12 protein-coding genes are annotated in these 13766 nt (G+C 73.5%); 10 read left to right on the top strand and 2 right to left on the bottom strand.

Annotation, left to right across the window (positions count from 1 at the left end):
• The first annotated feature begins 39 nt into the window (after nucleotides 1–39).
• From ACIRQ7_RS32405 to ACIRQ7_RS32395, 3 genes are all read left to right on the top strand, one after another.
• Entirely contained in the window at nucleotides 40–1245 is a 1206-nt protein-coding gene (locus ACIRQ7_RS32405; protein ID WP_404266173.1) for a sensor histidine kinase, read from the top strand.
• Nucleotides 1246–1342: 97 nt separating this feature from the next.
• Nucleotides 1343–2026, top strand: a complete 684-nt coding sequence (locus ACIRQ7_RS32400) for a response regulator (RefSeq protein WP_404266172.1) — start codon at nucleotides 1343–1345, stop codon at nucleotides 2024–2026.
• A gap of 228 nt (nucleotides 2027–2254) precedes the next feature.
• Nucleotides 2255–2965 (top strand): glycoside hydrolase family 75 protein, encoded by a 711-nt coding sequence (locus ACIRQ7_RS32395; RefSeq protein ID WP_404266171.1) that lies wholly within the window; start codon nucleotides 2255–2257, stop codon nucleotides 2963–2965.
• Nucleotides 2966–3049: 84 nt separating this feature from the next.
• Here ACIRQ7_RS32395 and ACIRQ7_RS32390 read toward each other — a convergent pair whose 3' ends face one another.
• A complete protein-coding gene (locus tag ACIRQ7_RS32390; protein ID WP_404266170.1) occupies nucleotides 3050–4159 on the bottom strand; it encodes a DUF5937 family protein in 1110 nt (369 codons plus the stop codon).
• 100 nt (nucleotides 4160–4259) lie between these two features.
• Between ACIRQ7_RS32390 and ACIRQ7_RS32385 the strand changes: the two genes are divergently transcribed.
• A complete protein-coding gene (locus ACIRQ7_RS32385) occupies nucleotides 4260–4583 on the top strand; it encodes a hypothetical protein (protein WP_404266169.1) in 324 nt (107 codons plus the stop codon).
• 487 nt (nucleotides 4584–5070) lie between these two features.
• On the opposite strand, the gene ACIRQ7_RS32380 is transcribed toward ACIRQ7_RS32385, so the two are convergent.
• Nucleotides 5071–6318, bottom strand: a complete 1248-nt coding sequence (locus ACIRQ7_RS32380) for a threonine aldolase family protein (protein ID WP_404266168.1) — start codon at nucleotides 6316–6318, stop codon at nucleotides 5071–5073.
• 423 nt (nucleotides 6319–6741) lie between these two features.
• On the opposite strand from ACIRQ7_RS32380, the gene ACIRQ7_RS32375 reads away from it, so the two are divergent.
• The 6 genes from ACIRQ7_RS32375 (at nucleotide 6742) to ACIRQ7_RS32350 (ending at nucleotide 13725) form a co-directional block, all read left to right on the top strand.
• Complete coding sequence (locus tag ACIRQ7_RS32375) at nucleotides 6742–7881, top strand: Rossmann-like and DUF2520 domain-containing protein (protein WP_404266167.1); 1140 nt, start codon at nucleotides 6742–6744, stop codon at nucleotides 7879–7881.
• A complete protein-coding gene (panC, locus tag ACIRQ7_RS32370; protein WP_404266166.1) occupies nucleotides 7878–9215 on the top strand; it encodes a pantoate--beta-alanine ligase in 1338 nt (445 codons plus the stop codon). The genes ACIRQ7_RS32375 and panC overlap by 4 nt, the downstream gene beginning before the upstream one ends.
• Nucleotides 9212–11041 (top strand): L-aspartate oxidase, encoded by a 1830-nt coding sequence (locus ACIRQ7_RS32365; protein WP_404266165.1) that lies wholly within the window; start codon nucleotides 9212–9214, stop codon nucleotides 11039–11041. The genes panC and ACIRQ7_RS32365 overlap by 4 nt, the downstream gene beginning before the upstream one ends.
• Entirely contained in the window at nucleotides 11038–12114 is a 1077-nt protein-coding gene (gene nadC, locus ACIRQ7_RS32360) for a carboxylating nicotinate-nucleotide diphosphorylase (RefSeq protein ID WP_404266164.1), read from the top strand. Before ACIRQ7_RS32365 ends, nadC begins: the two co-directional genes overlap by 4 nt.
• Nucleotides 12115–12119: 5 nt before the next feature.
• Nucleotides 12120–12917 carry a type III pantothenate kinase gene (locus ACIRQ7_RS32355; RefSeq protein ID WP_404266163.1) on the top strand — a complete coding sequence of 266 codons (798 nt, stop codon included), beginning with the start codon at nucleotides 12120–12122 and terminating at the stop codon, nucleotides 12915–12917.
• Between the two features lie 145 nt (nucleotides 12918–13062).
• Entirely contained in the window at nucleotides 13063–13725 is a 663-nt protein-coding gene (locus ACIRQ7_RS32350) for a hypothetical protein (RefSeq protein ID WP_404266162.1), read from the top strand.
• The last annotated feature ends 41 nt before the right edge of the window (nucleotides 13726–13766 follow it).

Raw genomic sequence — 13766 nt, 5'->3', positions numbered from 1 at the left:
TGACCCGTACACCTATTCGCGCTGCCTACGCTGGGTTACGTGCAGCGCCTCTATGACTTCTTCCGCAGGCATCCGACGGGAGTGGACTCCTTCTGGGCCGTCCTCCTCCTCGGATTCTGCTGCCTGTGGGTCGCGGACGATCTCGGAGGAACGCAGCTGCTCTCGGGCGCGCTCTTCACCGTCGGCCTGTGTCTCGTCATCGCGCTGCGACGCAAGGCCCCCCAGACGATGCTCCTGCTGGCGACCGTCATCGGCATCGGCCAGCTGGTCTTCCGCATCGAGACCAACCCCGGCGACTTCGCGATGCTCGTCATCATCTACACCGTCGCCTCCGGCCCCTCCACCGCCCGCTGGCCCTCCCGCCTCGCCCTCATCGGCGGACTCACCGCCCCCTCCCTCTCCCTCTGGCGCTTCCGCCCCTCCTACGACGGCAGCTCGGGAGGAGAAGCGGCGTTCCTCGCCGTCCTGCTCACCGTCCCCTTCGTCCTCGCCTGGGTACTCGGCGACTCCATACGCACCCGCCGCGCCTACTGGGCACAGCTCGAGGAGAAGGCCGCCCGGCTGGAGAAGGAACGCGAGACACAGTCACAGATCGCGGTCGCTGCCGAACGCGCCCGGATCGCCCGCGAACTGCACGACGTCGTCGCCCACAACGTCTCGGTGATGGTCGTCCAGGCCGACGGCGCCGCATACGTCCTCGACGCCGCACCCGAACAGGCCCGCCAGGCCCTGGAGACGATCTCCGGCACCGGACGCCAGGCACTGGCCGAAATGCGCCGACTGCTCGGCGTGCTGCGCACCGGCGAACAACCCGAAGGCGGGGAGTACGTCCCCCAGCCGGGCGTCGAACAGCTCACCGACCTCATCGACCAGGTACGCGGCGCCGGCCTCCCCGTCGACTTCCGGGTGGAGGGCGACCCGCGCCCCCTGCCCAGCAGCATCGAACTCACCGCGTACCGCATCGTGCAGGAAGCCCTCACCAACACCCGCAAGCACGGCGGCCCGCACGCCGGCGCCACCGTCCGCCTCGCCTACACGGACGACGACCTCGACCTCCTGGTCGAGGACGACGGCCGGGGCGCACAGCACGAGCTCTACGAAGAGGGCGGGGCGGACGGCCTCGGACACGGCCTGATCGGCATGCGCGAACGGGTCGGCATGGTCGGCGGCAGCCTCGAAGCGGGAGCGCGGGAGGGCGGCGGCTTCCGCATCAGCGCCGTACTCCCGCTCAAACCGACGCGGTGAGGGACGACCCCCTCTCCAGCCTCTCCAGCTCTCTCCCTCTCTCCTCCGGCGACCCTCCGTACGCTGGAGCCCCACTCCCGAAGGGAAACCCCCTGCCATGACCATCCGCGTGATGCTCGTCGACGACCAGGCGCTGCTGCGCACCGGCTTCCGGATGGTGCTCGCCGCGCAGCCCGACATGGAGGTCGTGGCGGAGGCCGGCGACGGCGTCCAGGCGCTGGAAGCGCTGCGCAGCACCCAGGTCGACGTGATCCTCATGGACGTCCGGATGCCGCACCTCGACGGGGTGGAGACCACCCGGCGGATCTGCGGGGGCGGGCAGCAGGACGGGGTGCCGAAGGTCCTCATCCTGACCACCTTCGACCTCGACGAATACGCCTTCTCCGCGCTGAAGGCCGGGGCCAGCGGCTTCATGCTCAAGGACGTACCGCCCAGCGAACTCCTCGCCGCGATCCGGGCGGTGGAGAGCGGCGACGCGGTCGTCGCCCCGTCCACCACCCGCCGGCTCCTGGACCGCTTCTCGCCGATGCTGCCGGCCACCTCCGCCGAGCCGGTCCGTCCCGAGCTGAGCCGGCTGACGGAGCGGGAGAGGGAGGTCCTGCTGCTGGTCGCGCAGGGCATGTCGAACGGCGAGATCGCGGCCCATCTGGTGCTGTCGGAGGCCACGGTCAAAACACATGTGGGCCGGATTCTCACCAAGTTGGGCCTGCGGGACCGGGTGCAGGCCGTGGTGCTCGCCTACGAGACGGGACTGGTGCGGGCGGGGGGAGCGGGGGCTTAGCCCGCCCGTGGACTGGCCCGCGCCGTTCCGGGCTGTTCCGGGCTGTTCCGGGCTGATCCCTTCCGGTCCTTTCCGGGCCGATCCGGGCCGGAAAGGACCTGGCGTTGGCCGTGCGGGTGGCCCGTGGGCGTGCCGTGCGACAGAGGGTTGACGAGGAACCGTGCCGGGAGCAGATTGGGCGCCCATCGGAATCCGTAAGGAAACTTTCCCAATAGAGAGGTTTCCCCTGTGCGCACCCGAACGCTGGCCCTCGCCGTCGTTTCCGGCGCCGCCCTGCTCGCCGCGGCCGCCCTCCCGGCCACCGCCCGGCCCGCCGCGCACCCGGCCGCCGCGCAGCACACCGGCATCCAGGAAGGCACGGTCGACGCCGCCGACCTGCTCGCCGAGCTCAAGGACTGCTCGCCGGTCTCGCACGGCAAGTACCGCACGGACGAGGAGACTTCGGCCACCGTCCCGGTCTGCGGCAAGAGGGGCGCCGTCTTCTGGAAAGCCGACCTGGACGTCGACTGCGACGGCCAGGTCACCTCGCAGTGCAACGCCGACACCGACCCCTGGTTCCAGGACGACACCGCCTTCCACCAGTCCGACGGCAGGCCCCTGAACGCCGCGAAACTGCCCTACGTCGTCGTCCCCAGCGCCGGCGACCTCTGGGACTACTCCTCGGCGGGCATCAAGGGCGGCGGTGTCGCCGCCGTCATCCACGACAACAAGGTCGAGTACGCCGTGGTCGGTGACACCGGCCCCGACCAGATCATCGGCGAGGCGTCCTACGCGACCGCCGAGGGCCTGGGCATGGACCCCAACCCCGAATCCGGCGGCGCCGAATCCGGCGTCACCTACATCCTGTTCAAGAACTCCAAGGCCACACCGATCGAGAGCCACGACGACGCGGTCAGCCGCGGCGACGCGCTCGCCGAGAAATTCCTTGAGGACAACTGAACCGCCACACGGACCCCGCGGACCGGGCGCTCGGACCGCCGCCCACCACGGCCCGGATCCCGCCCCCGGGGCCCCGGCCGCCGGCTACCGCAGCACACCCTCAAGGAAATCACTGCCCAGCCGGGCCACCACCTGGAGGTCCAGCTGGTGCAGCACATAGCGGCCACGGCGCCGGGTCTGGATCAAACCGGCCTTCTTCAACGTCGCGACATGCCGCGACACCTCCGGCGCCGTGATACCGAACGCCGTCGCCAACTCCCCCGTCGTATGCGGCCCCCGCGACAACGTCCGGCACAACTGCATCCGCATCGGATGCCCCAACGCCTCCAGCCGCTGCTGTACGAGTTCCAGCGCGGCCGGCGCCGGCAACTCCGGGCTGGCGACCGGGTACTGGAGCACCGGACGCCAGCCCGGCGCGTGGCTGAACAGCAGATGCGGCCAGCCGAACGACGTCGGCAGGAACGTGATCCCCGGATCGGCGGCATCGGCGAACGCCGTCGTACGGCCACTCGCCAACTTGTCCACCAGGATCCGGAGGCCGCCGCTGCCGTCCTGCGCCTCCTCCAGGGAGAGCGCGGCCGACGTCGCCGGCAGCGTCTCCGCCAGGCCCTTGCGCCGCAGCAGCTCCGTCTTGTGCCGGGCATCGGCGGCCAGCTGGATACCCACCCGCCGCCAGATGTCCCCGAAGAACGCGTCCTCGCAGTCCTCGAAGAGGCGGCGCACCCACACCCGCAGGCCATCCGGATCGGTGAGCATCCGGTCCGTGAACGCCGCCTGCCGCGGCCCCCGCGCGGCAGCCATCTCCCGAACCCGCGCCCGCTCCTCGGCATCCACGAGCGGCGACGGCGTGGGACGCGAGTAGCTCGCCGAGCAGGTGATCTCGAACGCGGCCGCCACGAACCGCTCATCGTCGATCGTGTCCATATGGTCCAGATCCTCGGCCAGCGTCGCCCCGGGACGGGGCGGCAGCAGGAGGTCGGAGCGGGCCGAGCGCCACAGGAAATCCGCCTCGCACAGCCGGTCGGCGAGGTCGGTCTTCAGGGCGGCGGTGGTCGCGGTGACCCAGCCGTGCAGGCCCGGATGATGACCCGGCTCGGACAGCGCGTGCAGCGCGGCGCCCAGCTCCGCCAAGGGAGAGGGCGCGAACACGATGCGCTCGGGCGGCAGCCCCGTGAGGTCGATGACGTTGGACATGCCCCCATCATGCGCGAGGCCGCCACCCGCACGGCGGCCGATTGACGGCTCTCGTCAATCGACGGGCCACGGGCAGCGCGGCCGCCCCAGAGTGAAGGACATGAACGCCACCCAGCAGCACATGCTCGACGCCTACCGCGCCGCCCAGCGAGGCGAGGCCGCACCCGTCCTCCCCAGCACCGGCACCGCCCAGGCCGCACGCGAAATCCACCGGTGGCGCCGCTTCCAAGCCGTGATCACCGACCCCGCCGACCGCCTTCCGGGCCGCGTCGGGCGAGGGCTGCGGGCGGTGGGGGCGGCGCTGGGCTTGGGCCCCCGCCTCCCCCTCCCCCCACCCACCCCCACCCACCCCGAACGTCGTCAGCCGAGCGTCCCCGACCGGGCCGCGCCCGCCGACGGTCACCCACGGAAGGTCATCCGCTGAGCGTCCCCCACGGGGCCTCGGCCACCGAGCGTCGTCAGCCGTACGTCACCCACCGGGCCGCGCCCGCCCGGTGTCGCTCACGGAAGCTCCTCCGCTGAGCGTCGCCCCCGAACGTCACCCACCGAGCCTCGCCCACTGGGCAGCGTCCGGCGACCCCTCGCCCCCGTTGGCGCACCCCCTGAGTGACGGCCCTCGGGAACATCGCCCGCTGAGCGTCACCCACCGGGCCTCGCCCATCGACGTCCGCCCCCGAAAAGACGGCCCTGCCCCTCACCCACCGAGCCTCGCCCGCTGCGCGTCGCCCACTGGGCAGCGTCCGGCGACCCCTCGCCCCCGTTGGCGCACCCCCTGAGCGACGGCCCTCGGAAACATCGCCCGCTGAGCGTCACCCACCGGGCCTCACCCATCGACGTCAGCCCCCGAAAAGACGGCCCTGCCCCTCACCCACCGCACCTCACGTCACCCACCGCCCCTCACCCACCGCACCTCACCCGCCCAACGGGCCCACGCGGTCCAGGAAGTCCTTGAGGGCCGCGCGCACGTCTGCGCCCGTCCAGGTCGTTGCGGAGGAGCTGACCATTACCTCCGTCATCGCCAAACCGGGCGGTCCCTCCGCGAACCACTTGCGGAACAGCGTCGTCCGGGTCTCCTCCGCCTGCCGTACCCCCGCGTCGTTCAGCACCTCGGCCGGATACGGCAGCCATACCTGGAACTGGTGGGTGTGCGGCACCTCGGGGTGCACCCGGAACCACGGCACACCGGCCTCGGCCAAGCCCTCCCGCAGCGCCTGCGCGACGACCTTCGCATGCGCCACGTACCCCGGCAGCCGCGGCAGTTCGCGGTCCAGCCCGGCGAGTGCGGCCAGCGCAGCCGGCCACTGCTGGAACAGCTGACCGCCGTAACGGTGCCGCCAGGCCCGCGCCTCCTCGACGAAGTCCGCCGTGCCCGCCAGCGCGGCACCCGATATGCCGCCCAGCGACTTGTAGAAGGAGACGTAGACGCTGTCCGCGAGGGCGGCTATCTCCGGAAGGGTGCGGCCGAAGTGCGTCTCCGACTCCCACAGCCGAGCGCCGTCGAAATGCACCGCCGCGTCACGCGCCCGCGCCGCCTCCACGACGGCCGTCAGTGCGTCCCACTCCGGAAGGACGAACCCCGCCTCCCGCAGCGGGAGTTCGAGCGCGAGTGTGCCGAACGGCTCCTGGAGGTCGGATATCTCCGCGGCGGTCGGCAGCCGCGGCTCGCTCGTCGCGTGCACCATCCGCAACCCGCTGACCACCGCATACGCGTCGCGCTCATGCACCTCAAGATGGGACAACGGATGACCGGCGACCGTCGCATTGCCCGTGCGCCCCGCCCAGCAGCGCAGGGCCACCTGCTGAGCCATCGTGCCCGTCGGGAAGAACGCGGCGGCCTCGGTGCCCAGAGCGTCAGCGGTCCGGCGCTCCAGCTCACCGACCACGCCGTCATCGTTGCCGTAGACATCCGTCCAGTCGCCCAGGTCGTGGGCGGCCGGGGCGTCCGCCACCAGGCGGTCCAGCCGCTCGCGGAGCGTCTCGCCCGACGGGCTGCCCGCCAGCACCCGCTCCGATCCGCGCCACGCCGCGAGGAGCCGCGCCCGCTCCCGCCCCGCGGCGCCCTGCGCATCCGCGCCGACCCCGTCCGCACCGGCCCCGTCCGCGCTTCCCCCGCCCGCGCCGCCCGCCTCCGCTGCGGTCCTCTGCTCGTCCTCGTCCACGGCCCCCACCCGTCCTTCGTACGTCGTTCGTGTCCTTGATCCCTTGAGCCCTGGCTTCCTTGAAGGCGGCGCCCCGGCTCCTGGCGCCCTCGTGACCGGCGCCTTCTTTGCCGGCCTCGCTGCATCGATCATGGCGCAGCGTCCTGCGGCTCCGCGACCCCTGTGGATAACTCGCGTCCGGTCCGCCCGGCGCCCCACCGGCACCCGCCCAGCGCCCCACCAGCACCGGCCAAGCGTCCCCACCAGCACCGGCCCGGCGCCCCACCGGCACCCGCCCAGGGTCCGTCCAGCGCCGGGCCGGCCGCCCGTGCCCCGCCCCGTCTCACCCTCCGTACGGCCCTGAAGTCCGCCGGAAACACTCGCGTAGCATGGCGATGAATCGTCCGGTACCCCCCGCGGACTGGAACGGAAGGCCACCGCCGCGTGAATGCATTCCCACCCATCGAGGCCCAGGACCGCCCCGCCCGGCTCACCGTCGGAGTCGTCGGCGCAGGTCGTGTCGGGCCAGCCCTTGCCGCGTCGCTGCAGCTCGCAGGGCATCGCCCGGTCGCGGTGTCGGGAGTCTCCGACGCCTCCGTACGACGCGCGGCGGAGCTGCTCCCCGACGTGCCCGTGGTGCCCCCCGCCGAGGTCCTCGCCCGCGCCGATCTCGTCCTGCTGACAGTGCCCGACGACGCGCTCGCCGGCCTGGTGAGCGGCCTCGCCGAGACCGGCGCCGTACGGCCCGGCCAACTGCTGGTGCACACCTCCGGGCGCTACGGAACCGCGGTGCTCGATCCGGCCACCCGCGCCGGTGCGCTGCCGCTCGCCCTGCACCCCGCCATGACGTTCACCGGCACACCCGTGGACGTCCAGCGGCTGGCCGGCTGCTCGTTCGGTGTGACCTCGCCCGACGAGCTGCGGATGGCCGCGGAGGCGCTGGTCATCGAGATGGGCGGGGAGCCGGAATGGATCGCGGAAGCGTCCCGTCCGCTCTACCACGCGGCCCTCGCCATCGGCGCGAACCACCTCGTCACCCTCGTCGCCCAGTCGATGGAGCTGCTGCGCAAGGCAGGCGTCGAGGCACCGGACCGGATGCTCGGCCCGCTGCTCGGTGCCGCGCTGGACAACGCGCTGCGGTCCGGCGACGCGGCCCTGACGGGGCCCGTCGCACGCGGTGACGCGGGCACCGTCGCCGCCCATGTCACCGAGCTGCGCAAGCACGCCCCGCAGAGCGTCGCCGGGTATCTCGCGATGGCCCGTACGACCGCCGACCGCGCGCTGGCCCATGGTCTCCTCAAGCCCGAACTGGCCGAGGACCTGCTCGTCGTCCTCGCCGATGTGTCCGCCGATGTGTCCAAGGGGCGGGCGCACGGCGGACGGGGCGGCGACACCAGCCACGGCCGCCCGCCCGGCGACTCCCCGGAGACCCTCCCGCACGACGGCCCCGACCAGGGCGGCCCCGACGCAGCCGACGGCCCCGACCCGGACGACGACCACCCCGGACCGGACACCCCCGAGGACGGCCCCGGCACCGACGAAGGCCCCGGCCCCGGCACCGGCCCCCAGGGAGGCGACCGATGAGCACCCCGACCCCGGTACCGGCTTCCGGCGCGCACTCGTCCCCCGGAACCCCGTCCCCCGGTGCCACGTCCCCCGGAGCCACCACGCCACCCACAGCCGCCCCGACCTCGAACGAGGCCGCTACCCAAGCCCCCACCGAGACCCCCACCGGGCCCTCCACCGAACCCTCCGCCCAAGCCCCCACCCGGCTCGTGCACACCGCCGCCGCGCTGCGTGAACTGCCGCGCCGTAGTGGCCCGCGGGCCGTCGTCATGACGATGGGTGCGCTGCACGAGGGCCACGCCACCCTGGTGCGGGCCGCCCGCCACCGGGTCGGGCCGCAAGGGCAGGTCGTCGTCACGGTCTTCGTCAATCCGCTGCAGTTCGGTGCGGGGGAGGATCTCGACCGCTACCCGCGCACCCTGGACGCGGACGTCGTCCTGGCCGGGCAGGCGGGCGCCGATGTCGTGTTCGCGCCGTCCGTCGACGAGGTCTACCCGGGCGGCGCACCCCAGATCCGGATCGCCGCGGGGCCGATGGGCGATCTCCTGGAAGGCGCCAGCCGCCCCGGGCACTTCGACGGCGTGCTGACCGTCGTCGCCAAGCTGATGCACCTCTCCGCCCCGGACATCGCGTTCTACGGGCAGAAGGACGCCCAGCAGCTCGCCGTCATCACGAGGATGGCGGCGGACCTCAACTTCCCCGTCGAGATCGTCGGGGTCCCCACGGTCCGCGAGGACGACGGGCTGGCTCTCTCCAGCCGCAACCGCTACCTGTCCGGAGCGGAGCGGCGCACCGCGCTCGCCCTCTCCGCGGCCCTGTTCGCGGCGCGCGACCGGCTCACGGCCGAGGAGGCGCTGCGCGCCCGCGCCGCCTCCACCGGCCACCCCGTGGAGAGCCGTTCCGTGGCGCTGGCCGCACTCGGCGAGGACCGGGCGGCCGCCGACGCGCACGCCGTGGCGTACGCCGCCGCGGGGGCGGCGCGCGGCCCGTCCGTGGCACGTGCCGCGGCGGCCGTGGTCCTGGAGGACGCGGCGAGCCTGGACCCGCCGCTCACCCTCGACTACGTCGCGCTGGTCGACCCGTCGGACTTCACCGAGGTACCGGACGACCACGAGGGGGAGGCGGTGCTGGCCGTGGCCGCCCGGGTCGGCACCACACGCCTCATCGACAACATCCGCCTCAGCTTCGACCCCCACAACCACCCCACCACCACCGCACGTACGTCGCCCACCGCACCTACGTCCCCCACGGCGGGTACGTCACCCACTCCACGTACGTCACCCACTCCACATACGTCACGCACGTCACCCACCCCACCCACACCTCAAGGCCCACCCGGAGCGACACGATGACTCCCACCGGCACCACCACCGGCGCAGGCACCGGCATACGCCTGACCGCCCCCGCCCCCGGCTGGTCCATCGAAGCGGACGTCGTCGTGGTGGGTTCCGGAGTGGCCGGGCTGACCGCCGCGCTGCGCTGCGCCGCCGCCGGCCGCCGGACCGTCGTCGTCACCAAGGCCCGCCTCGACGACGGCTCCACCCGCTGGGCCCAGGGCGGTATCGCCGCGGCGCTGGGCGAGGGGGACACCCCCGAGCAGCATCTGGACGACACCCTCGTCGCCGGCGCCGGGCTGTGCGACGAGGCGGCCGTACGCGCCCTGGTCACCGAAGGCCCCGACGCCGTCCACCGGCTGATCGCCGCCGGTGCCCGCTTCGACACGGCCCCCGGCAGCGACGAGATGGCCCTCACCCGCGAGGGCGGCCACCACCGCCGCCGCATCGCGCACGCCGGCGGCGACGCCACCGGGGCCGAGATCTCCCGCGCGCTCGTCGAGGCGGCCCGCGCCGCGGGGCTGCGCACCGTCGAGAACGCCCTGGTCCTCGACCTCCTCACCGACGGCGAGGGCCGTACCTCCGGCGTCACCCTGCACGTCATGGGGGAGGGGCAGCACGACGGCGTGGGCGCCGTGCACGCCCCGGCGGTCGTACTCGCCACCGGTGGCATGGGGCAGGTCTTCTCCGCGACGACCAACCCGGCGGTCTCCACCGGCGACGGCGTGGCCCTGGCCCTGCGGGCCGGCGCCGAGGTGTCCGACCTGGAATTCGTCCAATTCCACCCCACCGTCCTGTATTTGGGGGCGGACGCCGAGGGCCAGCAGCCGCTGATCTCCGAGGCGGTACGCGGGGAGGGAGCGCATCTCGTCGACGCCGACGGCGTCCGCTTCATGGTCGGGCAGCACGAGCTCGCCGAGCTGGCCCCGCGCGACATCGTGGCCAAGGCGATCATGCGCCGGGCGCACGAACAGGGCACCGACCACATGTACTTGGACGGCCGCCACTTCGGCGCCGAGATGTGGGAGCACCGCTTCCCGACCATCCTCGCCGCCTGCCGCAGCCACGGCATCGACCCGGTCAGCGAGCCGATACCCATCGCCCCCGCGGCGCACCACGCCTCCGGAGGCGTCCGCACCGATCTGCGCGGGCGTACGACCGTGCCGGGCCTCTACGCCTGCGGCGAGGTCGCCTGCACCGGCGTGCACGGCGCGAACCGCCTCGCCTCCAACTCCCTGCTGGAGGGCCTGGTGTTCGCGGAGCGCATCGCGGCGGACATCGTCGCCGACGCCGCGACGGCCCCGCCGTCGCCCACCACCAGCCCGGCCCCGGCCCCCGCCACCCTGCGGCTCCTCGCGCCCGGGACCCGTACGGCGGTGCAGCGGATCATGACGGCCGGCGCCGGCGTGCTGCGCAGCGCCGAGGGGCTCGCCCGTGCCGCGGCCGAACTCGACCGCCTCCACCGCGAGGCGACGGAACGGAGCGGCGCACCCGAGGGCGCCGAGGCCCCCGCGGACAAGCCCCCGGTGCCCGGCGTGGAGGCGTGGGAGGCGACCAACCTGCTCTGTGTCGCCCGGGTGCTGGTCGCTGCGGCGCAGCGCCGCGAGGAGACCCGTGGCTGCCATTGGCGCGAGGACCACCCCGACCGGGACGATGCCTCCTGGCGCCGGCACTTCCGCATCACGCTCGACGCGGACCGTGCGCTGACCGTCCGCACCACCACGACCGCCGCCTTCCCGGCGACGGTGACCGCGCCCGACCCGGCGGCGGCCGACGCACACCGGCCACCCCCGCCCGCCCCCTCCGAACCGTCCCTCTCTCCCGATACGGAGCGCACCCCGTGAGCAGCACCTCCGACGACCTCCCCCTCGTCCAGATCGGCGGGCCCGCGACCTCGGCTCCCGCCGGCGGCGGCTGCGGCGACGCCTGCGGCTGCGGCGGCGACGACGCCTACGAACTCGACCCGCTGACCTGCGGTCTCGACCCCGACCTGGCCGCGCTCCTGGTGGACGCCGGACTCGACCCGGTCCAGGTCGAGGACATCGCCCACCTCGCCGTCGAGGAGGATCTCGACCAGGGTGTGGACGTCACCACCGTGGCGACGGTCCCCGAAGACGCGGTCGCCACCGGCGACTTCACCGCCCGCCAGGCCGGTACGGTCGCCGGGCTGCGGGTCGCCGAGGCGGTGCTCTCCATCGTCTGCACCGACGAGTTCGCGGTCGAGCGGCATGTCGAGGACGGCGACCGGGTCGAGGCCGGCACCCGCCTGCTGAGCGTCACCACCCGCACCCGTGACCTGCTCACCGCCGAGCGCAGCGCGCTCAACCTGCTCGGCCGGCTGTCGGGTATCGCGACGGCCACCCGGGCCTGGGCCGACGTCCTCGACGGCACCAAGGCCAAGGTCCGCGACACCCGGAAGACCACTCCGGGGCTGCGCGCCCTGGAGAAGTTCGCGGTGCGCTGCGGTGGCGGCGTCAACCACCGGATGTCGCTGTCGGACGCGGCACTGATCAAGGACAACCACGTCGTGGCCGCGGGCGGCGTCGCCGAGGCGTTCACCGCCGTACGGGACGCGTTCCCCGGGGTGCCGATCGAGGTGGAGGTCGACCGGCTCGACCAGATCCCGCCGATCCTCGACCAGGGCGCCGACCTGATCCTGCTGGACAACTTCACGCCCGAGCAGACCGCCGAGGCCGTCACGCTGGTCGCGGGGCGCGCCATCCTGGAGTCGTCGGGCCGGCTGACCCTGGCCAACGCCCGTACGTACGCGCAGACCGGCATCGACTACCTCGCCGTCGGCGCGCTGACGCACTCCGCACCGGTCCTCGACATCGGCCTGGACCTGCGGGAGAGCGACGCCGCCGACCCGGCCGACGGCGCGGACGCGGACACCGACGAGCCGCGCGAAGGTCGCTGACCGCCATGCTGCTGACCATTGACGTGGGCAACACCCACACCGTCCTCGGCCTCTTCGACGGCGAGGAGATCGTCGAGCACTGGCGGATCTCCACCGACGCCCGCCGGACCGCCGACGAGCTGGCCGTCCTCCTCCAGGGGCTGATGGGGATGCACCCGCTGCTCGGCGTGGAGCTGGGCGACGGCATCGAGGGCATCTCCATCTGCTCGACCGTCCCGTCGGTCCTGCACGAGCTGCGCGAGGTCACCCGCCGCTACTACGGCGACGTGCCCGCGGTCCTGGTGGAGCCGGGCGTCAAGACGGGCGTGCCGATCCTCATGGACAACCCGAAGGAGGTCGGCGCCGACCGGATCATCAACTCCCTGGCGGCCGTCGAACTGTTCGGCGGCCCGGCCGTGGTCGTCGACTTCGGCACCGCCACCACCTTCGACGCGGTCAGCGCCCGCGGTGAGTACGTCGGCGGCGTGATCGCGCCGGGCATCGAGATCTCGGTGGACGCGCTGGGCGTCAAGGGCGCCCAGCTCCGCAAGATCGAACTGGCCCGGCCGCGCAGCGTCATCGGCAAGAACACCGTCGAGGCGATGCAGTCCGGCATCCTCTACGGCTTCGCCGGCCAGGTCGACGGTGTCGTGCAGCGGATGGCGCGGGAGCTGGCCGACGATCCGGACGACGTGACGGTCATCGCCACCGGAGGCCTGGCGCCGATGGTGCTGGGCGAGTCCTCGGTGATCGACGAGCACGAGCCCTGGCTCACCCTCATCGGTCTGCGGCTGGTCTACGAGCGGAACATCGCCCGGTCCTGAACGCATCGGGGCGGGCGGCGGGGGACCGGGCAGCGGCGGGAGCGCGGGAACGAGGCCGCAGGGGCTCGCGCGGCATTCCCCCCGCCTGCCGCGCCACCCACACCAATTGAGCGGCTTTTGTCCGAAACGGTCGTAAAGTCACCCCATGCCTATGCCAAACGGAACCCGCGGCGGCATGGCGTTCAGCGCCGATGAGTTGCGTGTGCTCCGTCGCGCCCTCGCCCATGCCCTGCAGTCGACGTCCCCCTCCGCCCCGTTCGGCGCCTTCGGCCCGGAGCGGGCGGAGGACACCCAGGAATATCTCCGGCTGGCCGAGGCGGTGGACGAGGCGGTCCGCGAAGGAGGCCGGCTGCGCGCCTTCCTGCTCGCCGACCTCGCCCGCTACCGCGAAGCCCTCCCCGGCTCCGCCATCGGCTATCTCACGCAGCTCCGCGAAGCGCTGACGGCCGGCTACGTCCCCGGCCCCGACGACCTCGCCGCCCTGCGCACCCTCGCCGCACGGCACACACCGGGCTCCGGGAGTGAGCGAGGCACCGCGATGCTGCACCACTGCGAACGGCTCGCCGAGCACTCCGTACGCGCCCGGCTGCGGGCCCTGCCGGGCGGCCGGGCCGCCGAGGGGGCCGGCAAGGACCACCCGGGCACGGCCGACGAGGACGACGTGCCCGAGGAGACCCCGCCCCGGCCCGCGCCCCGCCCGCAGCCGCGCCCCCAGCCGCAGCGGCCGGGCCGGCCCGTCCCCACGCCCGGCGAGGTCTTCCCGCCCCGCCGCAAGCCCGCACCACACCCCGAGGCCTGGAGCGCCTGAACGCTGCGTACTCTGGAAACCTCACGCCCCAAGGAGGCCCA

The sequence above is a fragment of the Streptomyces sp. NPDC101393 genome (assembly GCF_044767385.1).
GTDB lineage: Bacteria > Actinomycetota > Actinomycetes > Streptomycetales > Streptomycetaceae > Streptomyces.
The sequence above is the reverse complement of the archived record's forward strand: the minus strand, read 5'-3'. Positions and strand labels throughout refer to the sequence as shown.

What these genes read in the sequence shown, in the direction of transcription:
- ACIRQ7_RS32400 (WP_404266172.1), top strand. Translation starts at nt 1,343, where the DNA reads ATGACCATCCGCGTGATGCTCGTCGACGACCAGGCGCTGCTGCGCACC.
- ACIRQ7_RS32390 (WP_404266170.1), bottom strand. Translation starts at nt 4,159, where the DNA reads ATGTCCAACGTCATCGACCTCACGGGGCTGCCGCCCGAGCGCATCGTG.
- ACIRQ7_RS32385 (WP_404266169.1), top strand. Translation starts at nt 4,260, where the DNA reads ATGAACGCCACCCAGCAGCACATGCTCGACGCCTACCGCGCCGCCCAG.
- panC (WP_404266166.1), top strand. Translation starts at nt 7,878, where the DNA reads ATGAGCACCCCGACCCCGGTACCGGCTTCCGGCGCGCACTCGTCCCCC.
- ACIRQ7_RS32365 (WP_404266165.1), top strand. Translation starts at nt 9,212, where the DNA reads ATGACTCCCACCGGCACCACCACCGGCGCAGGCACCGGCATACGCCTG.
- ACIRQ7_RS32355 (WP_404266163.1), top strand. Translation starts at nt 12,120, where the DNA reads ATGCTGCTGACCATTGACGTGGGCAACACCCACACCGTCCTCGGCCTC.
- ACIRQ7_RS32350 (WP_404266162.1), top strand. Translation starts at nt 13,063, where the DNA reads ATGCCTATGCCAAACGGAACCCGCGGCGGCATGGCGTTCAGCGCCGAT.